Annotated in this window: 21 protein-coding genes; 7 read left to right on the forward strand and 14 right to left on the reverse strand. The window is 63.9% G+C overall.

Features of this window, described 5'->3' with window-relative positions:
* Nucleotides 1-13 precede the first annotated feature (13 nt).
* The 3 genes from PDMSB3_RS16815 to PDMSB3_RS16825 form a co-directional block, all read right to left on the reverse strand.
* Nucleotides 14-949: a carbohydrate ABC transporter permease gene (locus PDMSB3_RS16815; RefSeq protein WP_007180538.1), complete on the reverse strand. Its 936-nt coding sequence runs from the start codon at nt 947-949 to the stop codon at nt 14-16.
* Between the two features lie 165 nt (nt 950-1,114).
* Nucleotides 1,115-2,437 carry an ABC transporter substrate-binding protein gene (locus tag PDMSB3_RS16820; RefSeq protein WP_007180537.1) on the reverse strand — a complete coding sequence of 441 codons (1,323 nt, stop codon included), beginning with the start codon at nt 2,435-2,437 and terminating at the stop codon, nt 1,115-1,117.
* 71 nt (nt 2,438-2,508) lie between these two features.
* On the reverse strand, nt 2,509-3,291 hold the full coding sequence (locus PDMSB3_RS16825) for an L-iditol 2-dehydrogenase (RefSeq protein ID WP_007180536.1): 783 nt from the start codon (nt 3,289-3,291) through the stop codon (nt 2,509-2,511).
* A 320-nt stretch (nt 3,292-3,611) separates the two neighbouring features.
* Between PDMSB3_RS16825 and PDMSB3_RS16830 the strand changes: the two genes are divergently transcribed.
* The 4 genes from PDMSB3_RS16830 (at nt 3,612) to PDMSB3_RS16845 (ending at nt 6,882) form a co-directional block, all read left to right on the forward strand.
* Nucleotides 3,612-4,091: a Fur family transcriptional regulator gene (locus tag PDMSB3_RS16830; RefSeq protein WP_165186998.1), complete on the forward strand. Its 480-nt coding sequence runs from the start codon at nt 3,612-3,614 to the stop codon at nt 4,089-4,091.
* An 88-nt stretch (nt 4,092-4,179) separates the two neighbouring features.
* Nucleotides 4,180-5,163 (forward strand): metal ABC transporter solute-binding protein, encoded by a 984-nt coding sequence (locus PDMSB3_RS16835; protein ID WP_007180534.1) that lies wholly within the window; start codon nt 4,180-4,182, stop codon nt 5,161-5,163.
* Nucleotides 5,160-6,107, forward strand: coding sequence for an ABC transporter ATP-binding protein (locus tag PDMSB3_RS16840; protein ID WP_007180533.1), 948 nt, complete (start codon nt 5,160-5,162; stop codon nt 6,105-6,107). Before PDMSB3_RS16835 ends, PDMSB3_RS16840 begins: the two co-directional genes overlap by 4 nt.
* Nucleotides 6,100-6,882, forward strand: coding sequence for a metal ABC transporter permease (locus PDMSB3_RS16845; protein WP_007180532.1), 783 nt, complete (start codon nt 6,100-6,102; stop codon nt 6,880-6,882). Before PDMSB3_RS16840 ends, PDMSB3_RS16845 begins: the two co-directional genes overlap by 8 nt.
* Before the next feature lie 69 nt (nt 6,883-6,951).
* Here PDMSB3_RS16845 and fghA read toward each other — a convergent pair whose 3' ends face one another.
* The 3 genes from fghA to PDMSB3_RS16860 all read right to left on the reverse strand — a co-directional run bounded on the left by fghA (nt 6,952) and on the right by PDMSB3_RS16860 (nt 10,611).
* Nucleotides 6,952-7,803: an S-formylglutathione hydrolase gene (gene fghA / locus PDMSB3_RS16850; RefSeq protein ID WP_007180531.1), complete on the reverse strand. Its 852-nt coding sequence runs from the start codon at nt 7,801-7,803 to the stop codon at nt 6,952-6,954.
* 29 nt (nt 7,804-7,832) lie between these two features.
* Complete coding sequence (locus PDMSB3_RS16855; RefSeq protein ID WP_007180530.1) at nt 7,833-8,939, reverse strand: S-(hydroxymethyl)glutathione dehydrogenase/class III alcohol dehydrogenase; 1,107 nt, start codon at nt 8,937-8,939, stop codon at nt 7,833-7,835.
* Nucleotides 8,940-9,165: 226 nt separating this feature from the next.
* Nucleotides 9,166-10,611: a xylulokinase gene (locus PDMSB3_RS16860; RefSeq protein ID WP_007180529.1), complete on the reverse strand. Its 1,446-nt coding sequence runs from the start codon at nt 10,609-10,611 to the stop codon at nt 9,166-9,168.
* Between the two features lie 424 nt (nt 10,612-11,035).
* Between PDMSB3_RS16860 and PDMSB3_RS16865 the strand changes: the two genes are divergently transcribed.
* Nucleotides 11,036-12,445, forward strand: coding sequence for a nucleobase:cation symporter-2 family protein (locus PDMSB3_RS16865; protein ID WP_007180528.1), 1,410 nt, complete (start codon nt 11,036-11,038; stop codon nt 12,443-12,445).
* A gap of 153 nt (nt 12,446-12,598) precedes the next feature.
* On the opposite strand, the gene PDMSB3_RS16870 is transcribed toward PDMSB3_RS16865, so the two are convergent.
* The 3 genes from PDMSB3_RS16870 to PDMSB3_RS16880 are packed head-to-tail and all read right to left on the reverse strand — an operon-like array spanning nt 12,599 to nt 18,608.
* The gene (locus tag PDMSB3_RS16870) at nt 12,599-14,146 is read right to left on the reverse strand and encodes an efflux transporter outer membrane subunit (protein ID WP_007180527.1); all 1,548 of its coding nucleotides are present in this window, start codon (nt 14,144-14,146) and stop codon (nt 12,599-12,601) included.
* Nucleotide 14,147: 1 nt separating this feature from the next.
* Nucleotides 14,148-17,357, reverse strand: coding sequence for an efflux RND transporter permease subunit (locus PDMSB3_RS16875; RefSeq protein ID WP_007180526.1), 3,210 nt, complete (start codon nt 17,355-17,357; stop codon nt 14,148-14,150).
* Between the two features lie 18 nt (nt 17,358-17,375).
* Nucleotides 17,376-18,608, reverse strand: coding sequence for an efflux RND transporter periplasmic adaptor subunit (locus tag PDMSB3_RS16880; protein WP_007180525.1), 1,233 nt, complete (start codon nt 18,606-18,608; stop codon nt 17,376-17,378).
* A gap of 432 nt (nt 18,609-19,040) precedes the next feature.
* On the opposite strand from PDMSB3_RS16880, the gene PDMSB3_RS16885 reads away from it, so the two are divergent.
* Nucleotides 19,041-19,700, forward strand: a complete 660-nt coding sequence (locus tag PDMSB3_RS16885) for a TetR family transcriptional regulator (protein WP_007180524.1) — start codon at nt 19,041-19,043, stop codon at nt 19,698-19,700.
* Here PDMSB3_RS16885 and PDMSB3_RS16890 read toward each other — a convergent pair whose 3' ends face one another.
* Nucleotides 19,701-20,333 carry a cysteine hydrolase family protein gene (locus tag PDMSB3_RS16890; protein WP_165187000.1) on the reverse strand — a complete coding sequence of 211 codons (633 nt, stop codon included), beginning with the start codon at nt 20,331-20,333 and terminating at the stop codon, nt 19,701-19,703.
* Between the two features lie 200 nt (nt 20,334-20,533).
* On the opposite strand from PDMSB3_RS16890, the gene PDMSB3_RS16895 reads away from it, so the two are divergent.
* Nucleotides 20,534-21,529, forward strand: coding sequence for a helix-turn-helix domain-containing protein (locus PDMSB3_RS16895; protein ID WP_007180522.1), 996 nt, complete (start codon nt 20,534-20,536; stop codon nt 21,527-21,529).
* A gap of 141 nt (nt 21,530-21,670) precedes the next feature.
* On the opposite strand, the gene PDMSB3_RS16900 is transcribed toward PDMSB3_RS16895, so the two are convergent.
* The 4 genes from PDMSB3_RS16900 to PDMSB3_RS16915 all read right to left on the reverse strand — a co-directional run bounded on the left by PDMSB3_RS16900 (nt 21,671) and on the right by PDMSB3_RS16915 (nt 25,316).
* Nucleotides 21,671-22,432 carry a CoxG family protein gene (locus PDMSB3_RS16900; protein WP_007180521.1) on the reverse strand — a complete coding sequence of 254 codons (762 nt, stop codon included), beginning with the start codon at nt 22,430-22,432 and terminating at the stop codon, nt 21,671-21,673.
* Nucleotides 22,433-22,464: 32 nt separating this feature from the next.
* Complete coding sequence (locus PDMSB3_RS16905) at nt 22,465-22,857, reverse strand: DUF427 domain-containing protein (protein WP_007180520.1); 393 nt, start codon at nt 22,855-22,857, stop codon at nt 22,465-22,467.
* Nucleotides 22,858-23,009: 152 nt separating this feature from the next.
* Nucleotides 23,010-23,507, reverse strand: coding sequence for a peptidase associated/transthyretin-like domain-containing protein (locus PDMSB3_RS16910; RefSeq protein WP_007180519.1), 498 nt, complete (start codon nt 23,505-23,507; stop codon nt 23,010-23,012).
* Between the two features lie 297 nt (nt 23,508-23,804).
* Complete coding sequence (locus tag PDMSB3_RS16915; protein ID WP_007180518.1) at nt 23,805-25,316, reverse strand: DegQ family serine endoprotease; 1,512 nt, start codon at nt 25,314-25,316, stop codon at nt 23,805-23,807.
* Nucleotides 25,317-25,488: the final 172 nt, after the last annotated feature.

The following is a 25,488-nucleotide window of genomic DNA, read 5'->3' on the forward strand; positions in this document are numbered from 1 at the left end:
GAGGCAACATGGCTCATTTTTCGTACTCCCCTTTCAGGTTCTTCGCGAGCATCCGCACGAGGAAGAACGACACGATATTGGCCAGCACGACAGCGAGAATGCCGCCCGCGGAGGCGAGACCGACGTCGAACTGTTGCAGGCCCAGCGAATAGATCAGGTACGACAGGTTGGTGGTCGCGGTGCCCGGACCGCCGCCCGTGGTCGTATAGATTTCGGCGAAAATCGACAGCAGGAAAATCGTTTCCATCATCACCACCACCGCAATCGCCCGTTTCAGGTGAGGCAGCGTGATATAGAAAAACATCGAGAACGGACCCGCACCGTCGATGCGCGCCGCTTCCTTCTGCTCCTGATCGAGCGACTGGATCGCCGTGAACAGAATGAGGAAAGCGAACGGCAGCCACTGCCACGCAACGATCAGGATCACGGCGAAAAGCGGATACTCGGCGAACCAGTCGATCGGCGTCATGCCCAACGCGCGCATGCCCTGCGCAATCAGGCCATATACCGGATGCAGGATCATGTTCTTCCAGATCAACGCGCTCACGGTCGGCATCACGAAGAACGGCGCGATGGCGAGCAACCGCGCAATACCCTGGCCGTAGAACTTGCGATCGAACAGGATCGCCATCAGCACCCCGCCGACCACCGTGATCAGAAGCACCGAGATGATCAGTTCCAGCGTGTGTCCGATCGAAGGGCCGAACGACGGATCGCTGGCGAGATATTTATAGTTGTCGAAGCCGGCGAAGCCTTTGAGATCCGGGTTCAACAGGTTATAGCGCGAGAACGAAAACCAGATCGTCATCGCGAGCGGAATCGCCATCCACAGCACCAGCACCGCGACTGACGGCGAGACTAGCCAGCGGGCGGAATTGGCCTTGCGAGTTTCGCGTTCTTTTTCTGTCTGGGGATGGGCATGCATGAGAGGTAGGCGCAAAGGACGCATGATTGACCACCTGTTCGGTAATGCGCGGGCCGCTGCCTGAAACCGCATGAAAACCGCGGCGACACCCTGCGATGTCGCGGCGCATGCGCAGGCGAAAACGGCCCGCTGTGCTGCGTGGGCCGGCTGACGGGCGTCAGCCGGCGCGTGCCACGTCAGTGACGCGGCTTACTTCTGGTAGCCGGCCTGCTTCACCGCGCGATCTGCCGTGGCGTTGCCCGCTGCCAGCGCCTGGTCGACCGTCATCTGACCGGCAATCGCGCCGGAGATGCTCTGACCGACCACGGTGCCGAACGACTGGAACTCAGGAATCCCGACGAACTGCACACCGGTGTACGGCACCGGCTTGAGCGTCGGATGATCTGGATCCGCCGTTTCGATCGCCTTCAGCACGAAGTCGCCGAACGGCGCGGCCTGCTTGTACTCCGGGCGAGCGTACGTGGATTGACGCGTTCCCGGCGGCACCGAGGCCCAGCCTTCGTCCTTCGCGACCAGTTCAATGTACTGCTTGGACGTGGCCCACGTGATGAACTTCTTCGCCGCGTCGGTCTGCTTCGACGACTTCGGAATTGCCAGCGCCCAGGCCCACAGCCAGTGCGATCCCTTCGGCGTGACCGCGATCGGCGCCGCGGCGAAACCGACCTTGTCGGCGATCTGCGATTGCTGCTTGTTGTAGAGCATGCCGGCTGCAACCGTAGCGTCGATCCACATTCCACACTTGCCGGACGACATCAGCGTGAGGTTTTCGTTGAAGCCGTTTGAGCTCGCTCCCGGAGGGCCGTCTTTCTTCAGCAGGTTGACGTAGAAGGTGATCGCCTTCTTCCATTCCGGCGAGGTGAGCTGCGCGTTCCATTTCTCGTCGAACCAGCGGCCGCCGAAGGTATTCACCACCGTCGTGCCGTAAGCCATGTTCTCGCCCCAGCCAGCCTTGCCGCGCAGACAGATGCCGTAAATGCCGTTGGCCTTGTCGGTGAGCTTGTCGGCGAATTGCGCGATCTGGTCGTAGGTGGGCTGATCGGGCATCTTCAGACCTTTGGCCGCGAACAGGTCTTTGCGGTAATACGTCATCGAGCTTTCGACGTAGAACGGCAGCGCATACAACTGACCGCCGCTCGATAGGCCGTCGCGGGCCGTCTTCACGACGTCGTTCAGATCGTAGTCAGCGGGCAGATTGGTGAGCGGCGTGAGCCAGCCGCGCTTGCCCCATTGCGGCGTTTCGTACGCGCCGATCGTCATCACGTCGAACTGGCCGCTGCCGGTGGTGATGTCGGTGGTGGCGCGCTGGCGCAGCACGTTTTCTTCGAGAATCACCCAGTTCAGCTTGATGTCCGGATTCGCCTTTTCGAATTCGGGCGAGAGCTTCTTCAGCTCGATCATGTCTGGATTGTTCAGCGTGGCGATCGTCACCGTGGCCGCCGACGCGTTCAATGCAAAGCATGCGACAGCGCCGGCACTGACCGCCTTTAGCGTGGATTTGAGGGCTGGCTTCATGTTGTCTCCTTTCTCGTACGTTATGTGGTGCAGCGTTTGTTCTACGAAAATGACGATGAACGGGCGCGGGTTCAACTCATCCAGTTGCCGCCGTCGACGTTCAGGGTTTGCGCGGTGATGTAGTCCGCGTCCGCCGACGCGAGGAACAGCGCGGCGCCGGTCAGATCGTCCGGCACGCCCATGCGGCCGAGCGGCACTGCTTCGCCGACAAGGCGTTTCTTCTCGCCGAGCGGCCGGTTTTCATAGCGGGCGAAGAGCGCGTCTACTTCGTTCCACATCGGCGTATCGACAACGCCCGGTGCAATGCCATTGACATTGATCTTGTGTGGCGCGAGAGCCAATGCCGCAGATTGCGTGTAGCTCAGCACGGCGGCCTTGGTCGCGCAATAGTGCGAGACGAGCGCCTCGCCGCGCCGGCCGGCTTGCGACGACATATTGATGACCTTGCCGCCGTGACCCTGCTCGACCATCTTCCGCGCGACGGCTTGCATCAGGAAGAACATGCCCTTCACGTTGACGGCGAAGAGGCGGTCGAACACGTCCCAGGATTCGTCGAGGATCGGGCGCATATCGAAGAGCGCCGCGTTGTTGAACAGAATGTCGAGCTGGCCGAAACGCTCCAGCGTGCTCGCCACGATGCGCTCGATATCGTCGCGGCGCGTGACGTCGGCGCTCACGGTCAGCACACGATCGCCGTAAGCGGCGCGTAGCGCGTCGCCGAAACTGTCCGCCGGCTTCACGTCGACCAGCACGCAGCGCGCGCCTTCATCCAGATATCGGCGGGCCACGGCTTCACCGATTCCGCTTGCCGCACCCGTCAGAATGGCCACCTTGTCTTGCAATCGTGCTGCCACTGCTTGTCTCCGGTTCGTTTCGCTTCTTGAGGCGCGGTGAGCGAACGCTCGTTGCGCGAACAATTGCTCTGTTTGTGATCGAATGATCGGATACGCACCGGGTCATGTCAAGGCGCCGGAGCAGATTTCGATGGTGCAGCGCGGCAGGAGATGCGCCCGCTTTTTGCTGCCTTGAACCCGCTAATACGAGAAATCGAAGACGGCCCATCTGCTTTCCACTTACCCGCTGACAAAAAATCGAGATACGTTATATCATTGCGACCTCACTTCGCTTCGAAGCCTTTGCCGCTTGATCGCCTTTTCGTCAGGAGCACCTTGCGATGGCTACATCGATTGCAGAACGCCATGCCGTGCGGCTCGCGCATGCCGAAGCACACGCCGCGTTGCACGGACTCGCGCTGACGCCGCTGCGTCGCCAGGTGTATGCGGCGATCGTTGCCAGCGAGCGGCCGATCGGCGCTTACGAACTGCTTGACGCGCTCGAACCGCAGCGCGGCCGCATGCCGCCCACGACCGTCTATCGCGCGCTGGACTTCCTGCTCGCGCATGGCTTCGTCCATCGGATCGAATCGAAGAACGCGTTCGTGGCCTGCTGCGAAGTCGGCGTGCCGCATCGCAGCCAGTTCCTGATGTGTGACGGCTGCGGCGCGACCGTCGAGATTCCCGGCGACGACCTCGCCGAACAGTTGTCGCATAGCGCGCCGGCGCACGGCTTCGAAGTGCATCGCCAGGTGATCGAACTGAGCGGGCTATGCGCGCGGTGTGTGCGCGCGGCGCGGCCCGCCGGTGCTTCGGCGTGAAGTGATGCGCCAAGCCAGCCGGCATGAAGCCGGCGCGCTCTTCCCAACGTTTGTGATTCTTTCAACTCTCACGCAGCAGGACACAACAATGCAGAAATTCGGCTCGATATTGAACGGGGCGCACCGCGCGCTGAAATTGTCGAAGTACGTCGCCGTGAGCGTCGCCGTGCTCGCGTTCGGCCACGCGGCAATGGCCGCGGATGCCAGGATTCCAGTGGTCGCGGCGGAGAATTTTTACGGCGACGTGGTGCAGCAACTAGGCGGCGATCGCGTCGACGTGACGAGCATCCTCAGCAATCCGGACCAGGATCCGCATCTGTTCGAAGCCAGCCCGAAGACCGCGCGCGCGTTGCAGCATGCCAGCCTTGTGGTCTACAACGGCGCCGACTACGATCCGTGGATGGCAAAATTGCTGGCTGCGTCGAAGGGCACGAAGCGCGTCACGATCGTCGCCGCGGATCTCACCGGCAAGAAGAGCGGCGACAATCCGCACCTCTGGTACGACCCGGCGACCATGCCGAAAGTGGCGCGCGCGGTGAGCGAAGCGCTCGTCGCGGCTGACCCGGCGCACAAGTCGGCGTACGATGCGAACCTCGCGAAGTTTCTCGATTCGCTGAAACCGGTCGACGCCAAAATCGCCGAGCTGCACGGCCGCTACGCGGGCGTGCCGGTCACGGCTACCGAGCCGGTGTTCGGCTATATGTCCGACGCGGTGGGCCTGACAATGCGTAATCTGCGCTTCCAGCTTGCCACCATGAACGACACCGAAGCCAGCGCGACCGATATCGCCGCGTTCGAAAGCGATCTGCGCGAAAAGCGCGTACGTGTTCTGATCTATAACAGCCAGGCAACCGAGGCCCTGACCAAACGCATGTTGAAACTCGCGCAGCAATCCAAGGTGCCGACCATGAGCGTCACCGAGACCGAACCGGCCGGCAAGACCTATCAGACGTGGATGCTGTCGCAGCTCGACGCGCTGGGCAAGGCGCTGGCCGTGGGCGAGGCAAACGGCGCAAACGGAGCGGGCGGCGCGAATGCGGCGGCGCCAGGCGCGAAAGGAAAAACTCAATGACTCTGACTGGCCGCAGCGCATCTGCGCGCGCCCCCACCACCGCACCCGTGCTCGAACTCGAGCAGGTGACGCTCGAACTCGGCGAGCGCACGATTTTGCGCGACACCGGCTTCGTGGTGAATCAGGGCGAATTCATCGGCGTGCTCGGGCCGAACGGCGCGGGCAAGACGACGCTGATGCGCGCTGTGCTCGGTCTCGTGCCGGCCGCCCACGGCGTAATCCGCGTGCTGGGCCAACCCGTGGAGCGCGGCAATGCGTCGATCGGCTATATGCCGCAAACGCGCAGCGCGCTCGCCGGACGCCGCGTGCGCGGCCGCGATTTCGTCGCGATGGCCGCCGACGGTCATCGCTGGGGCTTGCCCTATGCGAACGCCGCCACCCGCGCCGATGTCGAGCGTGTGCTGGATCTGGTGGACGGACGCAAGCTGGCTGAGCGTCCGCTGTCCGAGCTGTCGGGCGGCGAGCGTCAACGGCTGCTGCTCGCGCAATGCCTGCTCGGCAATCCGAAACTGCTGTTGCTCGACGAACCGCTGATCAGCCTGGACCCGCATCATCAGAAGAGCGTGGTCGAACTGGTGCGGCACGTGCAGCGGGAACTCGGCATCGCCGTGCTGTTTTCGGCGCATGAGTTGAATCCGCTGCTGAACTCGATCGACCGTGTGCTGTATCTCGGCAGCGGCGTGGCGGCGCTCGGCACCGTCGATGAAGTGATCACCCGGCCGGTGCTGTCGCGTCTCTACGGTTCGCCGATCGACGTGATGCGCGTGAACGGCCGCATCTTCGTGATGTCGGGCGACGTCGAAGTCGAGAAACACGATCACGAGCACGAACACGACGAAAACGGCGGCCACAGCCACTCGCACGCTCATTCACATGCGCATGGCCACTCGCACGGCCACTCGCACCAGCACGACTCAAGCGACGGACACACGCACGATGTTTGAATACGATTTCATGGTGAATGCATTCGCGGCGTCGGGGATCGTCGCGGTGCTGGCCGGCGTGGTCGGGTATTTTCTGGTGATGCGCGGACAGACCTTCGCGGGCCACGCGCTCTCGCACGTCGGCTTCACCGGCGCGACCGGCGCGGTGCTGATCGGCATCTCGCCGATCTGGGGGATGATCGGCTTCACGCTCGCGGCCGGCGTCGGCATGGGCGCGCTCGGCGAACGCCTCGCCGGCCGCGATGTGGCGATCGGCGTGATTCTCTCGCTGTCGCTCGGCTTCGGCTTGCTGTTTCTGCACTTCTTCACCGCGTACGCAACCCAGGTCACCGCGCTGCTGTTCGGCAACGTGCTCGGCGTGAACGCGTCGACGCTCGTGGTGCTGGCGGCCCTGGGCGTGGTGAGCCTGCTCGCGCTCGCCGCAATCATGCGGCCGCTGCTGTTCGCTTCGTTGCAGCCGGAACTGGCCGAAGCCAAGGGCGTGTCGTTGCGCCTCGTGTCCGTGCTGTTTCTCGCGATTGCGGCGCTCGCCGTGGCGGCGTGTACGCAGATCGTCGGCGTACTGCTGGTGTTCACGCTGATGGTCGGGCCGGCCGCCGCCGCGCAAAACGTGACGACGCGGTTGTCGGCCGGCCTCGTGCTCGCCGCCGTGTTTGCGCTGCTGCAGGCGTGGCTCGGTCTGACTCTCGCGTTCTACACCGATTGGCCGACGAGCTTCTGGATCACCGTGCTGTCAGCGCTGGTGTATGGCGGGAGTTTGTTGAAACGGCGTTGAAGCAAGACGAAAACGAGGACGAAGGCGGCGGAGCATCTGCACGCCGCCGCCTTCGTCCCGCGAAAGACTTCAACCGAGCAGCACCTTCGCGTGATGCGCGAGATGATCCTCGATGAAAGTCGTGATGAAGTAGTAGCCGTGGTCATACCCCGCGTGACGGCGCAGCGTCAGCGGCTGACCCGCGGCCTGGCAGGCGGCTTCGAACACGTCCGGGTTCAACTGCTCCGCGAGGAACTGATCCGCGAGCCCCTGATCGACCAGAATCCCTGCCGAAAACTTGCGCGCCGCATGCGCGACCAGCTCGCTCGCGTCGTACTGCTTCCACGCTTCGCGGTCTGCGCCCAGATAACCGCTAAACGCTTTCTCGCCCCAGGGGCAGCGCGTCGGCGCAGCAATCGGCGCGAACGCCGATACCGACCGATAGATCTCCGGATTACGCAGCGCCAGCATCAACGCGCCGTGACCGCCCATTGAATGTCCGAAGATGCCGAGACGCGCGCCATCCACCGGCAGATTCGCGAGCACCGTTTCGCGCAGCTCGTCGCGCACGTACGAGTACATGCGATAGTGCTGCGCCCATGGCTGCTGCGTAGCGTCGACGTAAAAGCCCGCGCCCACGCCGAAGTCCCACGCCGCGCTTTCGCCCGACACGCCCGCGCCGCGCGGACTGGTGTCCGGCGCGATGAGCGCAATGCCGTGCTGCGCCGCGAAGCGCTGCGCGCCGGCCTTGACCGGGAACGTCTCTTCCGTGCACGTGAGACCCGCGAGGTAGAACAGCGCGGGCACGTTCGCATTGGCTTGCAAAGCCTGCGGCGGCAGATAGATGGAGAAGCGCATCGGCAGGCCGATGGTCTGCGAGTCGTGCCGATAGATGCGCTGCTCGCCGCCATGACAGGCGTGCGACGACAGAAGTTCAAGCATCGCCATGCTCCTCGTTGTGCTGCATTGGATCAGTACAGCACGACCGAGCGGATCGACTCGCCCTTCTTCATCAGATCGAAGCCCTCGTTGATACGTTCGAGCGGCAGACGGTGCGTGATCAGGTCGTCGATATTGATCTTGCCTTCCATGTACCAGTCGACGATCTTCGGCACGTCCGTGCGGCCACGTGCGCCGCCGAACGCCGAGCCTTTCCACTCGCGGCCCGTCACCAGCTGGAACGGACGCGTGCTGATCTCCTCGCCCGCCGCCGCCACGCCGATGATGAACGACTGGCCCCAGCCCTTGTGCGTGCACTCCAGCGCCTGACGCATCACCTTGGTGTTGCCGATGCACTCGAACGAATAGTCCGCGCCGCCATCGGTGAGTTGCACGATGTGGTCGACCACGTTCTCGACTTCGTTCGGGTTGATGAAGTGCGTCATGCCGAACTTCTTCGCGAGTTCGACGCGGCCCGGATTGAGGTCCACGCCGATGATCCTGTCCGCGCCTACCATTTTGGCGCCCTGGATCACGTTCAGGCCGATGCCGCCGAGACCGAACACCACCACGTTCGCGCCGGCCTCGACCTTGGCCGAATACACGACCGCGCCCACACCCGTCGTCACACCGCAGCCGATGTAGCAGATCTTGTCGAAGGGCGCGTCTTCACGCACCTTGGCGACCGCGATTTCCGGCACGACGATGTAATTCGAAAACGTGGACGTGCCCATGTAGTGGAACAAAGGCTTGCCGTCGATCGAGAAACGCGAGGTCGAGTCGGGCATCAGACCCTTGCCCTGCGTCGAACGGATTGCCTGACAGAGATTGGTCTTGCGCGACAGGCAGAACTTGCACTGCCGGCATTCCGGCGTGTACAGCGGAATGACGTGGTCCCCCTTCTTCAGCGTGCCGACACCCGGACCGGTGTCGACGATCACGCCCGCGCCTTCATGGCCGAGAATCGCCGGGAAAATGCCTTCCGGATCCGCGCCGGAGAGCGTGTAGTAATCGGTATGGCAGATGCCCGTGGCCTTCACTTCGATCAGGACTTCACCGGCGCGCGGACCTTCCAGATCGACTTCCTCGATCGTCAACGGTGCGCCGGCTTTCCATGCGATTGCTGCTTTGGTCTTCATCGTGAATGCTCCTGTGAGTCTGTCAATGCAAGGCGCGTTGCGTGCCCAGAACCCTGCGGCGCGCACGTGCTGCGATTCGATACTGCGGTTGATGCGTGTGCCACCCCGGGGGCGAACCTTGCCGCCGCCACCCGGCGCAGTGCGCCGAGCTACACCTTAGCGTGCGAAACACGTAATGGTATTGCAAAGTGCGTCACTGCATTGTCTGAACCTGACATGAATTCGCTCACCGCGAATGCGTGCCGGCGAACCATGTTTCGACGCGCCCGTAGAGATCGAGAAAACGTGCGTAGCGTTCGGCGAGCGCTGCATCGTCTTGCGGACCGGCAACACGTACCGCGCCGGGCGCGAGCGCGGCGAGATCGCGCGCGTGCCAGTGTCCGCTCGCAAGGCCGCCGAGAATGGCCGCGCCACGCGGCGCCGCGTTCGGACAATCGACCGCATGCAGCTCGACGTTCAACGCATCGGCGAGCAACTGGCGCCAGTGCGCGTCGATGGAACCGCCGCCCGCCAGCTTCAATGTTGTCACCGTCGCGCCGCTCGCGCGAATCGCGTCGAGGCCGGCGCGCAGCGAGAACGCGACGCCTTCGAACGCGGCGCGCATCATCGTGCCGCGCGTGTGATCGAGGGCAAGGCCGAGCCAGCCGCCGCGCGCCATCGGGTTGAGCCAGGGTGTGCGCTCGCCCGTGAGGTAAGGCAGGAACGTGAGGCCGGGTGCAGCGGTTGTGCTCGCGCCGGCTGCGTCGCCGAACGCGTCACGATACGCATCGGCCCATTCATACGATAGCCAGCCGCGGACCCGTTCGAGCGCAATGCCGACGTTCTGCATTGCCGCCATCCGATACCAGTGATCGCTCGCCGCCCGATAGCGATGCAAGCCTCTGACCGCCGCGGGCGCACACTCGGCAAGCACGACGATTTGTCCGCCGGTGCCGGTGCTCAGCAAGGCGTCGCCGTCGCGCGCGAGTCCGCTGCCGAGTGCGGCGCACGGCGTATCCGCTGCGCCCGTCGCGAGCACGATGCCGGCGCGCAAACCCAGAGCCTGTGCCGCCTTTTCCGATAGCACACCACCCGCGGCATAAGACGGCGCCAGCGGCGCGAACCACTCGCGCGGAATGGCGAGCCGATCAAGTAGCGCCACGTCCCACATGCCGGCCGGATCAGCGAGCGCGGTGGCGCAGGCGTCGGAGGGATCGGTCACGACCGCGCCGCCCAGCGCGACGCGCAGCCAGTCTTTCGGTTGCAGCGCCCAACGCGTGCGGCTCGCGGACTGCGGTTCGTGCAACACGATCCAGCGCAGCAGCGGACCAGCCATGCCCGGCGCAACCGGATTCGGCTGCGGCTCGGGCCACGCGTCGAGCAAGGCCAGCGCGCGGGTATCGGGCCACAGCATGGCGGGCCGTACGGCCTCGCCCGTTTCGTCGATCAGCACGACGCCGTGCATCTGGCCGGAAAAGCCAATGGCCCGCACCTCGCGGCGCAGACCGTCAGGCAAACGCGCGGCGGCTTCGCACAGCGCGCGCCACCACGTTTGCACCGACGTCTCCGCCCAACCCGCGTGCGGCGTTTCGATTGCATAAGCGACGCTCGCCACTGCCTGCTCGCGACCGTTTTCGTCGACGATCGCTACTTTGAGAGAGCCGGTGCCCAGGTCGATGCCGAGAAAACTCATGGATGATCGAGCGTGAAATTGGAATCGAGATGAGCGCGCGAAAGCGTGCCCGAAAGCTGTATTTTTTCACCAGCGCAGCGCTTCGGAAACGCATGCAGATGCCCGCCGGCAATCCTGAATCGCGGGTTAACCCACCCGCGCCGCGAGCCGCATCAAAACAGGACTATGCGGCGAGCGGGATACACCTCATTGATTCTCACACATATCACGCGAAGCCGGGCTTGCGCGACACACGGCCTCGCAGCCCCCCTGCAAGGGGCTGACCGCCAATGAACCCGGTCCGCACATTGATATTGGCTTTCAAAAGGCGCGCACGCATATCGTCACCGGGAATGCCGGAATAGGCTCCAGCGGTCTTGTTGCGCCTTTTCGTCCCCGATACCTTGGAGCCATCCCAAAAACCAAGATGGTGGAGACAGACGATATGCAATCGAACACGGTTCACCCGTGCGACGAGCGACTGCCCGCAGGCCAGTTGCTCACCCTCGGCATCCAGCACGTTCTGGTGATGTACGCCGGCGCGGTCGCGGTCCCGCTGATCATCGGCGCGGCACTCAAGTTGCCGAAGGACCAGATCGCCTTCCTGATCAGCGCCGACCTGTTTTCCTGCGGCATCGCCACGCTGATCCAGACACTCGGCCTGTGGATCTTCGGCATCCGCCTGCCGGTCATCATGGGCTGCACGTTCGCGGCCGTCGGTCCGATGGTCGCGATCGGCACCAATCCTTCGCTCGGCATTCTCGACATCTTCGGCTCGACGATCGCGGCCGGTATCGTCGGTATCCTGCTCGCACCGGCGGTCGGCAAGTTGCTGCGGTTCTTTCCGCCGGTCGTGATCGGCGTGGTGATCTCAGTGATCGGTCTGTCGCTGATGGAAGTCGGCATCAACTGGGCGGCCGGCGGCGTGGGCAATCCCGATTACGGCAATCCGGTCTATCTCGGCCTCTCGCTGATCGTGCTGATGCTGATCCTGCTGATCAACAAGTTCGCCCGGGGCTTCCTCGCCAATATCTCGGTGCTGCTCGGCATTGTCGCGGGCTTCGTGATCGCGCTGGCGCTCGGCCGCGTCAACATGGAAGGCGTGACGCACGCACCGTGGGTCGGCTTCGTCATGCCGTTCCACTTCGGCCTGCCGCACTTCGACCCGCTGTCGATCGCGACGATGGTCACCGTGATGTTCGTCACCTTCATCGAATCGACCGGCATGTTCCTCGCGGTCGGCGACATGGTGGATCGTCCGGTCGATCAGAAGACGCTGGTGCGCGGTCTGCGCGTGGACGGCCTGGGCACGCTGATCGGCGGCATCTTCAATTCGTTCCCGCATACCTCGTTCTCGCAGAACGTCGGCCTGATCGGCGTGACCGGCGTGAAGAGCCGCTTTGTCTGCGCGATGGGCGGCGTGATCCTGGTGCTGCTGGGCCTGTTCCCGAAGATGGCGCAAGTGGTCGCGTCGGTGCCGGCCTTCGTGCTCGGCGGCGCGGGCATCGTGATGTTCGGCATGGTTGCGGCGAACGGCATCAAGGTGCTCTCGAAGGTCGACTTCGTGAAAAACCACCACAACCTGTTCATCGTCGCGGTCAGTATCGGCCTGGGTCTCGTGCCGGTGGTGTCGCCGCACTTCTTTTCGAAGCTGCCGCCGGCGCTCTCGCCGCTGCTGCATAGCGGGATTCTGCTGGCTTCCGTGTCGGCGGTCGTGCTGAACCTGATCTTCAACGGCGTGAAGAGTGAGAAGAAGGCACGCTGCGAGATTCGCACCGCCGGACACGATTTCGACGGACGCGGCGACAACGAACCGCGACGCGACGAGATGCTGCGCGCAGCGGATCTGCACTGAACGGTACGCAATCCGGCGCCGCGCGAGCAATGTCGCGCGAGCGCTGAGCACAAAAAAACGCCACGGCATGCCGTGGCGTTTCTCATGTGACTGGCTGCGCAAAACGGCTTCATTGAAACAGAAACCCGCCTTGCACGCCTGAGGCTACAAAACTCAACCCGCCGTAGCGGCCGAAGCCGCCACCGGCGCACTCGCCGCACCGTAGTCGACTGGCGCGTCGGCCGGACGCGGCTGCTCGCCGTCGTGCTCGATCCAGCCGCCGCCCAGGGCCTGATACAACGTCACGAGGTTCTGCAGACGTTCCATCCGGGCCGTGACCAGCAACTGCTGCGACGAATACAGATCCGTCTGCGCGGTCAGCACCGACAGATAACTATCGACGCCATTCGTATAGCGCAGATTCGACAGGTCCAACCGGCGTTGTTCCGCAAAGGTATTGCGCTCCAGCGCCTGGATCTGCTGATCGTACGTGCCGCGTGCCGCGAGGCCGTCCGCCACTTCGCGGAAGGCCGTCTGGATCGCCTTTTCATACGTGGCGATCTGGACTTTCTTCTGGATGTTGGCGAGATCGAGGTTGGCGAGATTCTGCCCGCCCTCGAAGATCGGCAGCGTGATCGACGGCGCGAAACTCCACGCCGCCGAACCCGGCTTGAACAGACCGCCGAGCGACGGGCTCAGCGTACCGAAGCTGCCGGTCAGCGAAACCTTCGGGAAGAACGCGGCCCGCGCTGCGCCGATGTTCGCGTTGGCGGCCAGCAGATTCTCTTCGGCCTCCATGATGTCCGGACGACGCGTCAGCAGATCGGACGGCAGACCCGCCGGAATATCCGTGAGCAGATTCTGGTTGTCCAGCGTCATGCCCGGCGGCAGATCGTCCGGCAACGGCTCGCCGAGCAGTAGCACGAGCGCGTTATCCGCCTGAGCCCGCAGCCGCTGCTGCTGCTGCAGATTGGCCGAAGCCTGCTCGACCACTGTTTGCGACTGACGCAGATCCAGTTCCGAACCCGTACCGTTGTCGAACTGCAGCTTGGCAATCCGATACGATTCCTGCGAGGTCTTCAACGTGTTCTCGGTGACCTTCAGCAGGTCGTCGAGCTCGAGCACCGTCATGTACTGGTTCGCCACCTGCGAGACCAGCGTGATTTCCGCTGCCTTGCGCGCCTGAGCCGTGGCCAGGTACTGCGCCAACGCCTGATCCTTCAGGCTCTGAATCCGCCCGAAGAAGTCGATTTCCCACGACGCGTTCAGCCCGACCGAGTACGAGTTGGAAATCGTCTGGTCGAAGAACGACAGGTCTTTCGGCGTACGCGATTTGCTTTGCGAAGCCGCGGCATCGAGCGTCGGCAACAGACCGGCGCGAACGATCCGGAACTGCGCAGCCGAAGCCTGCATGTTCAGCACCGACACGCGCAGATCGCGGTTGTTCTTCAGCGCGATCTCGATCAACCGCTGCATGCGCGGATCGACGAAGAAATCGCGCCAGCCGATGTCCGCCGCGGCCTGGCCGTTCGCGGTGCGCGCGGCGCCTGTCGTGCCGGGCTGCTGCTGGCCCGGCTGGGTCGCGCCCGGCTGCGTGTCGTACACGCCGCCGGTCGGGAAGGTCGCCGTTACCGGTGCGGCCGGGCGCTCATATTTCGGCGCCATTGTGCAACCCGCCGCGAACAGCGCGACCGCCACTGCAATCAGAGAGTGTTTTTGCATCTCAGTGTCCGTCCTTGCCCGAGCCTTCATCAGCCGCCCCGCCGCCCTGGCCGTCATGCGGATGGTGCTGGTTGTAGTGTGCGAGCGCCTCATCCGGGTCTTCCTTCTCGCCGCCGAATTTCGCGCGGATCACGACGAAGAACATTGGGATCATGAAAATCGCGAGGAAGGTCGCCGTCAACATCCCGCCGATCACGCCGGTACCGATCGCGTGCTGGCTGGCCGAACCCGCGCCGTTACTGATGGCGAGCGGCATCACGCCGAGAATGAACGCGAGCGAGGTCATCAGGATCGGACGCAACCGCAGACGCGCTGCTTCCAGCGCGGCCTCGATCGGCCCCATGCCTTGACCTTGTTGCAGCTCGCGGGCGAACTCCACGATCAGAATCGCGTTCTTCGCCGACAGACCCACCGTGGTCAACAAACCCACCTGGAAGAACACGTCGTTCTCGAGCCCGCGCAGCGTGGCCGCCAGCAGTGCGCCGATCACGCCGAGCGGCACCACCATGATCACCGAGAACGGGATCGACCAGCTTTCATACAGCGCCGCGAGACACAGGAACACGACGAGGATCGAGATGCCGTACAGAATCGGCGCCTGCGAACCGGACTGGCGCTCCTGCAGCGACAAGCCCGTCCATTCGTAGCCGACACCCGCCGGCAGCTTCGCCACCAGTGCTTCCATCGCCGTCATGGCCTGACCGGTCGACTTGCCCGGTGCCGCCGCGCCCTGGATTTCCACCGCGGAAATACCGTTGTAGCGTTCCAGCTTCGGCGAACCGTAGGTCCATGTACCGCTCGCGAACGACGAGAACGGCACCATGTTACCCGCGCCATTACGCACGTACCACGCGTTCAGGTCTTCCGGTTTCATGCGGAACGGCGCATCGCCCTGCAGGTACACCTTCTTGATCCGGCCGTCGGTATCGAGGAAGTTGTTCACGTACTGCGACGCCCACGCGATCGAGAACGTCTGGTCGATCGCGGACAGCGAGACGCCGAGCGCCGAAGCCTTCTCGTGGTCGATGTCCACCTTGAACTGCGGCGTGTCGTTCAGGCCGTTCGGACGCACCTGAGCCAGCGTCGGATCTTTCGCCGCCATGCCCAGCAGCATATTGCGTGCTTCCATCAGCTTTTCGTGACCGACGCCCGCGCGATCCTGCAATTCGAAGTCGAAGCCCGCGGCCGTGCCGAGTTCAGGAATCGACGGCGGATTCACCGGATACACCAGCGCGTTCTTGTAGCTGCCGAAGTGCATGAAGAGACGGCCCACCAGCGCCTGCACCTTCTGATCCGAGTGCTGGCGAACCGAGTAGTCCTTCATCCGCACGAACACGAGACCGGCGTTCTGGCCGCGACCGGCAAAACTGAAGCCGTTCACCGTGAAGGTCGATTCGACAATGCTCTTCTCGGTATTGAGCAGATAGTCGGACACATCCTTCAGCGCGCGCGCCGTGGTTTCCTGCGTGGAACCGGACGGCGTTTGCACCAGCACGAACATCGTGCCCTGGTCTTCGTCAGGCAGGAACGACTTCGGCAACTTCACGAACAGCAGGCCGACCGCGAAGATCACCACCATATAGATGATCAGCCAACGGCCCGAGCGCTTGATCACGTGGTGCACGCCAGAGTGATACTTGTCGCGGCTTCTGTTGAAAGTGCGGTTGAACCAGCCGAAGAAGCCAGTGGTTCTTTCCTGGTGACCCTTTTCGATCGGCTTGAGGATCGTCGCGCACAACGCGGGCGTCAGAATCAACGCCACCAGCACGGACAGCACCATCGCCGCCACGATCGTCAGCGAGAACTGCCGGTAGATCGCGCCGACCGAGCCGCCGGAGAACGCCACCGGCACGAACACCGCCGACAGCACGAGCGCCACGCCGACCAGTGCGCCGGTAATCTGATCCATCGCCTTGCGGGTGGCGTCACGAGGCGATAGCCCCTCCTCCTGCATCACACGCTCGACGTTTTCCACCACCACGATCGCATCGTCCACCAGCAGGCCGATTGCCAGCACCAGCCCGAACATGGACAGCGTGTTGATCGAGAAACCGACCAGCCCCATGATCGCGAACGTGCCCAGCAGCACCACCGGCACGGCGATCGTCGGGATCAGCGTGGCGCGCAGATTCTGCAGGAACAGGTACATGACCAGGAACACCAGCACGATACCTTCGAGCAGCGTCTTGACCACTTCTTCGATCGACAGGCGCACGAACGGCGTGGTGTCGTACGGATACTGCACGACCAGACCGTGCGGGAAGTACTTGGACAGTTCGGCGACCTTCTCACGCACCGCCTTGGCGGTAGCCAGCGCGTTCGCGCCGGTAGCGAGCTGAATACCGAAGCCCGCCGTCGGCTGGCCGTTGTACTTGGTGTCGAAGTTGTAGTTTTCGCCACCCAGCTCGATGCGGCCGACGTCCTTGATACGAACCTGCGAGCCATCCGGGTTCACCTTCAGCAGCACGTTGCCGAACTGTTCAGGCGTATTCAGCAGCGTGGCTTCCGTGATGGTGGCCTGCAGCACCTGGCCCGGCACCGACGGCGTGCCGCCGAGCGAACCGCCCGCGACCTGCACGTTCTGCGCGGTCAACGCGGTTTGCACATCCACCGGCGTGAGGCCGAAGTTGGTGAGCTTGTTCGCGTCCAGCCAGATCCGCATGGCGTACTGCGAGCCGAACAGCGTCACCGTGCCCACGCCGTCGATACGGCTGACCGGATCCTGAATGTTCGACGCGACGTAGTTCGCCAGGTCGTACTTGTTCATGCTGCCGTCTTCGGACACGAACGCCATGACCAGCAGAAAGCTGCTGCTCGACTTCGTGACCTTGGTGCCCAGTTGCTGCACGGCTTGCGGCAGGAGCGGCGTGGCCAGCTGCAGCTTGTTCTGCACCTGCACCTGCGCGATGTCAGGATTGGTGCCGGCCGCGAAGGTCAGCGTGATGGTTGCCGTACCCGAGTCGTCCGACGTGGACGACAGGTACAGCAAGTGGTCGAGACCACTCATCTGCTGCTCGATCACCTGCGTGACGGTGTTTTCCACCGTCTTCGCCGAAGCGCCCGGGTACGTTGCGCTGATCTGCACGGCCGGCGGCGCGATGGTCGGGTATTGCGCGATCGGCAGTGTAAAGACCGACGCGATACCCGCGAGCATCAGAATAATGGCGATCACCCATGCAAAAATCGGGCGATCAATGAAGAACTTTGCCATGAGGCGGGCTCCCTGTTATTACGCGCCCGATGCAGCGGAGGCAGGTTGAGCCGTCTGCGCAGCACCGCTGGCGGCCGGCGCGCCCTGAGCGGAGGCGTCGGAAGCGGGTGTGGCGGGGAGTTGCGCGGCAACGGTCTTGACCTGCATGCCGGGCTTCGCCTTGTCGGTGCCCTGCACGATCACGCGGTCGCCCGGATTCAGGCCGCTTTCGACCACCCAGTTCGAACCGTACGTGCCGGACGTAACCAGTTGACGCAATACGACCTTGCCGTCGTTGCCGACGACGAGCGCGGTCGGCTGACCCTTCTGGTCGTGCGTCACGCCGACTTGCGGCACCACGAGCGCGTTGTCGTTCACGCCTTCGTCGATGCGCGCACGCACGAACATGCCCGGCAGCAACACCCGGTCGGCGTTCTTGAAGATCGCGCGCACCGTGACCGAACCGGTGCCCTGGTCGACCGTCACGTCGGTGAACTGCAGCTTGCCTTTTTCCGAATAGGTGCGGCCGTCTTCGAGAATCAGCGACACCTTGGCGGCGTCCGGACCCGTCGTTTTCAGGCGCCCTTCCTGCATCTCGCGGCGCAGCTTCAGGCCGTCGAGACTCGATTGCGTCAGGTCCACATAGACCGGATCGAGTGTCTGCACAGTGGCCATCAGCGTGGCGGCGCTGGCTTGCACGTAGGCGCCCGGCGTGACCTGCGAGATGCCGACCTGGCCGCTCACCGGCGACACGACGTCGGTGTAGCCCAGATTGATCTGCGCCGTGTCGACCGCCGCCTTGCCCGCGGCGACGTCAGCCGCCGCCTGGCCTTCTGCCGCGACCGCATTGTCGTAGTCCTGCTTGCTGACCGCGTTGGCGGCCACCAGCACCTTGTAGCGATTGGCCTGCGCCGTGGTGGACACGAGGTTGGCCTGCGCCTTCGCGAGCGTCGCCTTGGCGTTATTCAACGTGGCGATGTACGGCGCCGGATCGATCTTGTACAGACGCTGACCGGCCTTGACCTCACTGCCTTCCGTGAACTCGCGGCGCAGCACGATGCCGTCGACCCGTGCGCGCACTTGCGCGACGAGGAAGGCACTGGTGCGGCCGGGCAATTCGGTGACGACGGGCACGGCCGTCGGCTGAACAGTGACAACGCCGACTTCGGGCGTTTGTGGCGGCGGCGCAGATTGTTTTGGTCCGCACGCTGCCAGCAATACGGCAGCCGTCGCGGCACTGATTAAGCGGAATGGAACCCGTTCGACGCGCATGGAGCGACCTCTGTCTAAGACTGAGAGAATGAAAAAGTGCGAGCATCCCTACGCCGGGGACAGCAGCGCACGCATGCGTCTCGCGACGCCTGACCGGATGCCCGTGGACGCAAACCGAACCTGCAGGGCATCCTGAACGAAATGCGCCATACCGGGGAAATGCCGCACGGCGCCGCCCATTCCGGCACGGCGCAAAGAGCGTTTTGAAAGGCAACAGTGACGGATATTAACGTTTCGTCACGGCTTGGGCTATCCGATCGTGGGATGCTATTATATATACATTCACGAATGCATGTAAAAGTGCGTTTACATCTCTTGCAGGCGGGGGGCTTGCAAGATTGCTTCACAATTCGCTCAGGCGTAGACGGATTGTCATCGGGCGTACTTAAAAGCGCCTAGGAACCCCCCACAATCAGGGCAGGTCATTCCAACATGGTCCGAAGAACCAAAGAAGAGGCGCTGGAGACGCGCAATAGCATTCTCGACGCGGCCGAGCGCGTTTTCTTTGAGAAGGGCGTTTCGCGCACGTCGCTTGCCGACATCGCGCAGGCCGCCGGTGTCACACGCGGCGCGATCTACTGGCACTTCGCACATAAAAGCGACCTGTTCACTGAAATGTTCGACCGCGTGCTGCTGCCGCTGGACGAACTCAAAGCCGCCTCGCAAGACCCCAACGAGCCCGATCCGCTCGGTCGCCTGATGGAAATCTGCACAGTCTGCCTGCGCGACACCGCGAACGATCCGCGCCGCCGGCGCGTGTTCGACATCCTGTTTCTGAAGTGCGAACTGGTCGAGGAAATGGGCCCGGTGATGATCCGCTATCAGACCAACATGCGCGAAGGGCTCGCGAAAATCGAAGGCGGCCTGCGCAACGCCATCTCCAAAGGGCAAATGCCCGTGGATCTGGATACGAAGCTGGCCGCGGCCATGGTGCACGCATTTGTCAGCGGTTCGCTGCGCGACATGCTGTTCCTGCCCGACGCCACGGATTTCGGCGCTCACGCCGTGCAGATGGTGGAAGGCATGTTCGACGCGCTGAAGCTGAGCCCGGCGTTGCGCAACGGGCATGCACGGCGAACAGCCGGTGGTTAGTTACGCTACGGCCCGTTTGGCCCGCGCCTTCTGATTCGACGCATAGATATTGCCGCGCTCCAGCGGCGCCCCGCCCTGCACTGCCGCGATCCACTCGTCCGTGCTCGTCACCGCCGCGAAACGCGATTGCAGCACCACACTGAACACGCGGTGAATGTCCTCGGCGCTGGCGAACCCCGCGCTGTTCTCGTAGGGCACCGAACCGGTCGCGTCGTGCAGAAATTCGACGGCAAGCCCGGAGTGAACCGCGTGGTTGATGGTCGACGCGTCGCAGTTGTGCGTCATGTAGCCGGTGACCGTCAGCGTGTCGATTTGACGCGCAGCGAGCCAGCCCGCCAGATCGGTCCCGGTGAAGGCGCTCGACAGCGACTTCTCCACGTAATGATCGCGCGCCCGCTCGCTCACCACCGGATGCAGCTCCGCCCCATTGCTGCCACGCGCGAACAACGGCGAGTCGGCCGGCGCGAAGTTCTGCACGATCACCACCGGCACGCCGGCAGCCCGCGCCGCATCCATCGCGCGGCCGATGTTGGCGAGCGAGGTTTGCACGTCCGGGTATTCGATCGGCAGATCGCCGCTCACGTATTCGTTCTGCACATCGATGACGATCAGCGCACGGCGCGGTGTGGTCATGGCAAGACTCCTCGGTAAGGTAACGGGATGGAAATGGCTGGCGCCGCTCGGCGGGATGCTGGTCCGGTCTGGCTCTGGCTCTGGCTCCGGACGAGCCGCGGCGATGACTGCATTGTTCCCCCACGGCCAATTCCCCGACAGCGACCCGAATGACAAGATTCGCTAGAATCGGGCCATCGTCGGATCTCACGAGGTGACTGATGGCCACGCCCGCTTCCTCCGCCGCGACACTCGGCGAACCGCCCCGTCACGTCGTCGCGGTGGTCGCGTTCGACCGCATCAGTCCGTTCCACCTGTCGGTGCCGTGCGTGGTGTTCGGCGAGGATCGCAGCGGCGGCGGCGTGCCGGACTTCGACTTTCGCGTCTGCGCCGCCGAAACGGGCGCGCTGACTACCACGGCGGGCTTTTCGATCGCCGTCACGCATGGACTCGAAGCGCTGGCCGATGCCGATACGATCATCGTGCCGAGCTGGCGCGATCCGGCCGAAACGCCGCCCGACGCGCTGCTCGACGCGCTGTGCGCCGCCCATGCGCGCGGCGCGCAACTGGTCGGGCTCTGTCTGGGCGCGTTCGTGCTGGCGGCCGCCGGCCTCCTCGACGGCCGTCCGGCCTCGACACATTGGGCCTGGGCCGACGACTTCGCGCGCCGTTACCCGCGCGTGCGCCTCGACCCCAACGTGCTCTATGTCGACGACGGCAATGTGCTGACCTCGGCCGGCACCGCCGCCGGTCTCGACTGCTGTCTGCATGTGATGCGCAAGATGTGCGGCGCGCAGGTGGCCAATCACGTGGCGCGCCGGTTGGTGGTGCCGCCGCATCGGCAAGGCGGCCAGGCGCAATTCGTTCAGCAGCCCATGCCGCCGAATGTGCGCGGCAACCGCCTGTCGGGCCTGCTCGACTGGGTGAGCGGCAATCTGGCGTTGCCGCATACGCTCGACACGCTCGCCGGGCGTGCGCTGATGAGCCGCCGCACCTTCACGCGACGCTTCCGGCTCGCAACCGGCACGACTGTGGGCGCATGGTTGCTGGCACAGAGGCTTGCGCGCGTGCAGCAACTACTGGAAAGCACCGACGAGTCGGTGGAAGCGATCGCGGGAATCGCGGGTTTCGGCTCGGCCGCTTCGCTACGGCAGCATTTCGCGGAGGCGTTCCGCACGTCGCCGTCCGCATGGCGAAGGGAATTTCGCGGCGTGTGAGTGCACGAGTGGCGCGGCGCGGTGCTGACCGTCCCGTCCGACGGCGTTTCGTAGCAAGCCACCGGAATTTCGTAGTCGCGCTGGCGCGACAGCAGCAGCGCTACAAGTCCTGCGTGCGCCCGCACGACCCAACCGCAAAAATCAACGTTCGCTGATCCAGCGCGCTACATACAACAGCAGCGCCACCAGAAAGATCATCGCAGCCCAGGCCCAGTTCGGGACTGCGTGCGGACTGGGCTCGTGGTGCGAGACCCCGTGCGACACGCCATGCGAGGTGCCGTGCGACGCGCTCGCCGCGCGCCCCGGCAACGCACTGCCGTGATCCGGGCGCACGCGCCGCGCCATGCCGCCGAGCGTGATCGGCCGCAGAAACACATGCTGGCGGCGTACCGCCGAACCTCGCGCCCGATTCGGACCTTGCCCGTGCTTGGCGCGTACGACCGCGTCGAACTCGGTGAAGAAGTCGTCGGCCAGTTGATGCAGCGCGTTTTCGAGTTGGCGCGTCGGCAGTTCGGCGAGCGGGCCGGACGAGGTCGCCCAGATCGTGTAATCGATCCGCGTGCCGCGCGCCTTGTCACCCGCCTGCGCGCCTTCGTCCGCGCGCACGCGCACTTCGATCTGGCCGCGCAATGCGCCGATCCCTTCGGCACGGGCTTTGAAGTTGATGGTGCGGCGCTGCGCGTCCGCCGGTCCGGAATCCTGACCGGCAACGTGGGCACGCGCTTCATAGCGCGCGCGCAGCGGGCCGAGCGGCACGGTCATGACCAACTCGTATTCGCCGTGCGCGAGGCGAGTGAACGACTCACAGTTGTCGAGGCTGGCGCGTAGCAACGCGAGGTCTTGCAACGCCTCCCAGACGTCGGACGGCGCAAGCGGAATCCGTAACGCGTCGTTCAGTTCCATGGCAGCCTCCCCGATGAACGCGCGACAGCGGATCAGGACGTCTGATCGATGCGGTCGACGCGCGATGCGTAAAACGCGAGATACCCTTTGATCTGGCCCGCCGACTCGAGCGGCGTTTCGTAACTCCACACGGCGTTTTCGATCAGGCCGTCTTCCGTGCGCAGATGGAAGTACGACGCGTCGCCCTTGAACGGACAGTGCGACGTGTGTGCCGAACGTTCGAGCCGGGCCATGTTCACATCCGAACGCGGAAAATAGAACACATCCGGCAAACCGGTTTCCGCCAGGGTCAGCCCCGCCTGCGTATCGGCCATGGTCACGCCGCCGTGTATCACGCGCACCCGATGGTTGTTGCCGGTGATCACGATGGTATGCCCACCCATACTTGCGCTGGGGCTTCCGTGAGGTGTCAAGGCATCGCTCATGTCTCGGCTCCGTGATGGGATGCGGTGCTGCAAACAGTAAAAGCCACGGGGCATGCCCGTGGCTTCATTATCGGCCAAAGTCCGGCCGATTGCGCGGCGTTCCTGCATGGAGTACGAGGCGCGCCGCAACGCCGTGCAAACCGGCACTGCGCTTATTGGGTGTTCCAGTAGAACGCGGCCTTCGCGGTGCCCTTGGCCGGCACCGTCACCGCTTTAGACTGGTCGCGATCCTTGTATTGCGCATGCACCGTGTAGCGGCCGGGGCGCAGTTTGACCAGCATGTAAGGTCCGCGGGACGTGGTGCTCAGCACCTCGCCGTTGTGCGCATCGACCACGCGCACGTGCACGTCGGCGAGAAAGTCGGAACCGGGGCCGGTAAAGCGCAACGACAGCGGCCATTGGCTTTGCGCCTGCTGCAACGCCTTCGATTCGTCGAGACCGACGCCGCCCGACACGAACGAGACATCGCCTTGCTGCTGGATTTGCGGCAGGCCGCCACCGTTGGCGTTGCCCGCGCTGGTTTGATCGGTGGTCGTGCCGCCGGTCGTATCGCTCGCCTGCTGTGCATACGCGCCACCCGCCAGACCGAGCGTGAGCGCTGCGCATACCGCAGCGGCTACGATCCTTCGCTGATTGCGTTGGGTTTTCATCGGTTCGCTCCTTCCTGATTAGGACTTATCCCTGCTTATCCGGTCTCCCCACAATGGGCCCGGATCAGAGCAGACGCAACCCGCATGCCAGGCAACCGGCGCGTCCACCGGGAAGTTGCCGCGCGCCACGCCGGGTAGCGCACAGCGCCCTTCTTCGATAGCAGGTTCCAAATGAAAATTGCCGGTCCGCTGGCAGTAAATGCAACGGGCCGGCAACCATTACTTCAATTCGCGGGCGGAGCAACGAGGCCGTCGGTCAACCCGCCGGTCGGTTCATCTGCCCCGCACGCCTTCTTCTCAGCCCAGATCGACCGGCACGAAGATCTGCGCGTTGTCGCGCTGGATCAGCAATGCGATGCTGTTGCCGGCACTGGCGATCATCTGCTTCAATTGATCGACGCTCGAGATGGGCCGGCCGTTAACCGCCAGAATCACGTCGCCGGGCTGGATGCCCGCGCTTTCCGCCGCGCCGCCCGACTGCTGCACCAGCAGACCGTGCGAGATCGACGCGCCGCTCTTCTCTTCTGGCGTCAGCGGCCGCACTGCCACGCCGAGACGACCCTGCAACTGGGTCGGCTGATCGGTCTTGTCCGAGGCAACCTTCGCATCCGACAACGAACCGATGGTCACTTTCAGATCCTTGGTGGCCTTGTCGCGCCATACCTGGACGGTTGCCGAGCTGCCCGGCGCCAGACCCGCGACCTGCGACGGCAGATCGGCCGAATCGCCGACCGGCTCACCGTTCACCGACAGAATCACGTCGCCCGGCTGCAACCCGCCCTTGGCCGCGGGGCCGCCCGGATCGACCGAACTCACCAGCGCGCCTTGCGGCTTCTGCATGCCGAACGAATTGGCGAGTGTCTGGTTCATGCCCTGCACCGCCACGCCGAGTCGTCCACGGCTCACGTGGCCGGTCTTGACGATGTCGTCCTTGACCTTGATCGCTTCATTGATCGGGATGGCGAACGAAAGCCCCTGGAAGCCGCCCGTCTGCGAATAGATCATCGAATTGATCCCGATCACTTCGCCTTGCAGGTTGAAGAGCGGACCGCCCGAGTTGCCCGGGTTCACCGGCACGTCGGTCTGAATGAACGGCGTGTAGTTTTCGTTAGGCAACGAACGCGACTTGGCGCTGATGATGCCCGAGGTCACCGTGTTGTCGAAACCGTAAGGCGAACCGATCGCCACGACCCACTGGCCGACCTTGCTCTGGCGCGGGTCGCCGATCTTCACGGTCGGCAGGTTGCTCGCGTCGATCTTCAGCACGGCGACGTCGGACTGCTTGTCCGCGCCGACCACCTTCGCGCGGAATTCGCGCTTGTCGGTCAGCTTCACGGTGACGACGTTGGCGCCGTCCACCACGTGTGCATTGGTCAGGATGTAGCCATCATTGCTGACGATGAATCCCGAACCCAGGCTCGCGCTCGGCTGATCGGGCGCATCGCCGCCGTCGCCGCCCTGCATGCCCGGCATGCCGCCGAAGAAGTGCTTGTAGAACTGGTAGAACGGATCGCTAGGATCGATCGGCAACTGGCTGCCGCCACCGTTGCCGGGATTACCGCGCAGCGCCGTCTGCTTGACGACGTGCTTCGCGCTGATGTTGACGACGGCCGGACCATACGTTTCGACGAGGCCGGAGAAGTCGGGAATGCCGGTTTTGGCGGCGGCTTCGGCGGGCATCATCGCGGCTTGCGCCGGCGTGATCACCTGCGGCGCGGGCACGTCGCGATGCCCCGCCACATAGCCGGCGGAGAGCGCTACGGCGACAGCCACTGCAACAGCGCTGCGGGACAAGGTTTTCGCGTTCATCGTGTACTCCTGACTGGGAGAAAGAGACTTTGGATGTCTCGAAGCGTACGTGGCATCGCTTAAAAGAGTCTTAAGCAGCGACAGATCGCTTTCATCCTGTTTTTTAGCGCTGCTTGTGGTCCGTTTGTGGTCCGTTTGTCGCCTGCGAGCCCGGCCCAAGTCTCTTTACAAT

Source organism: Paraburkholderia dioscoreae, from assembly GCF_902459535.1.
Classification (GTDB): Bacteria; Pseudomonadota; Gammaproteobacteria; order Burkholderiales; family Burkholderiaceae; genus Paraburkholderia; species Paraburkholderia dioscoreae.

What these genes read in the sequence shown, in the direction of transcription:
- PDMSB3_RS16915 (WP_007180518.1), bottom strand. Translation starts at nt 25,316, where the DNA reads ATGAACGCGAAAACCTTGTCCCGCAGCGCTGTTGCAGTGGCTGTCGCC.
- PDMSB3_RS16855 (WP_007180530.1), bottom strand. Translation starts at nt 8,939, where the DNA reads ATGAAGACCAAAGCAGCAATCGCATGGAAAGCCGGCGCACCGTTGACG.
- PDMSB3_RS16820 (WP_007180537.1), bottom strand. Translation starts at nt 2,437, where the DNA reads ATGAAGCCAGCCCTCAAATCCACGCTAAAGGCGGTCAGTGCCGGCGCT.
- PDMSB3_RS16835 (WP_007180534.1), top strand. Translation starts at nt 4,180, where the DNA reads ATGCAGAAATTCGGCTCGATATTGAACGGGGCGCACCGCGCGCTGAAA.
- PDMSB3_RS16910 (WP_007180519.1), bottom strand. Translation starts at nt 23,507, where the DNA reads ATGAAAACCCAACGCAATCAGCGAAGGATCGTAGCCGCTGCGGTATGC.
- PDMSB3_RS16840 (WP_007180533.1), top strand. Translation starts at nt 5,160, where the DNA reads ATGACTCTGACTGGCCGCAGCGCATCTGCGCGCGCCCCCACCACCGCA.
- PDMSB3_RS16870 (WP_007180527.1), bottom strand. Translation starts at nt 14,146, where the DNA reads ATGCAAAAACACTCTCTGATTGCAGTGGCGGTCGCGCTGTTCGCGGCG.
- PDMSB3_RS16860 (WP_007180529.1), bottom strand. Translation starts at nt 10,611, where the DNA reads ATGAGTTTTCTCGGCATCGACCTGGGCACCGGCTCTCTCAAAGTAGCG.
- PDMSB3_RS16890 (WP_165187000.1), bottom strand. Translation starts at nt 20,333, where the DNA reads ATGACCACACCGCGCCGTGCGCTGATCGTCATCGATGTGCAGAACGAA.
- PDMSB3_RS16845 (WP_007180532.1), top strand. Translation starts at nt 6,100, where the DNA reads ATGTTTGAATACGATTTCATGGTGAATGCATTCGCGGCGTCGGGGATC.
- PDMSB3_RS16880 (WP_007180525.1), bottom strand. Translation starts at nt 18,608, where the DNA reads ATGCGCGTCGAACGGGTTCCATTCCGCTTAATCAGTGCCGCGACGGCT.
- PDMSB3_RS16875 (WP_007180526.1), bottom strand. Translation starts at nt 17,357, where the DNA reads ATGGCAAAGTTCTTCATTGATCGCCCGATTTTTGCATGGGTGATCGCC.
- PDMSB3_RS16865 (WP_007180528.1), top strand. Translation starts at nt 11,036, where the DNA reads ATGCAATCGAACACGGTTCACCCGTGCGACGAGCGACTGCCCGCAGGC.
- PDMSB3_RS16830 (WP_165186998.1), top strand. Translation starts at nt 3,612, where the DNA reads ATGGCTACATCGATTGCAGAACGCCATGCCGTGCGGCTCGCGCATGCC.
- fghA (WP_007180531.1), bottom strand. Translation starts at nt 7,803, where the DNA reads ATGCTTGAACTTCTGTCGTCGCACGCCTGTCATGGCGGCGAGCAGCGC.
- PDMSB3_RS16895 (WP_007180522.1), top strand. Translation starts at nt 20,534, where the DNA reads ATGGCCACGCCCGCTTCCTCCGCCGCGACACTCGGCGAACCGCCCCGT.
- PDMSB3_RS16815 (WP_007180538.1), bottom strand. Translation starts at nt 949, where the DNA reads ATGCGTCCTTTGCGCCTACCTCTCATGCATGCCCATCCCCAGACAGAA.
- PDMSB3_RS16900 (WP_007180521.1), bottom strand. Translation starts at nt 22,432, where the DNA reads ATGGAACTGAACGACGCGTTACGGATTCCGCTTGCGCCGTCCGACGTC.
- PDMSB3_RS16905 (WP_007180520.1), bottom strand. Translation starts at nt 22,857, where the DNA reads ATGAGCGATGCCTTGACACCTCACGGAAGCCCCAGCGCAAGTATGGGT.
- PDMSB3_RS16885 (WP_007180524.1), top strand. Translation starts at nt 19,041, where the DNA reads ATGGTCCGAAGAACCAAAGAAGAGGCGCTGGAGACGCGCAATAGCATT.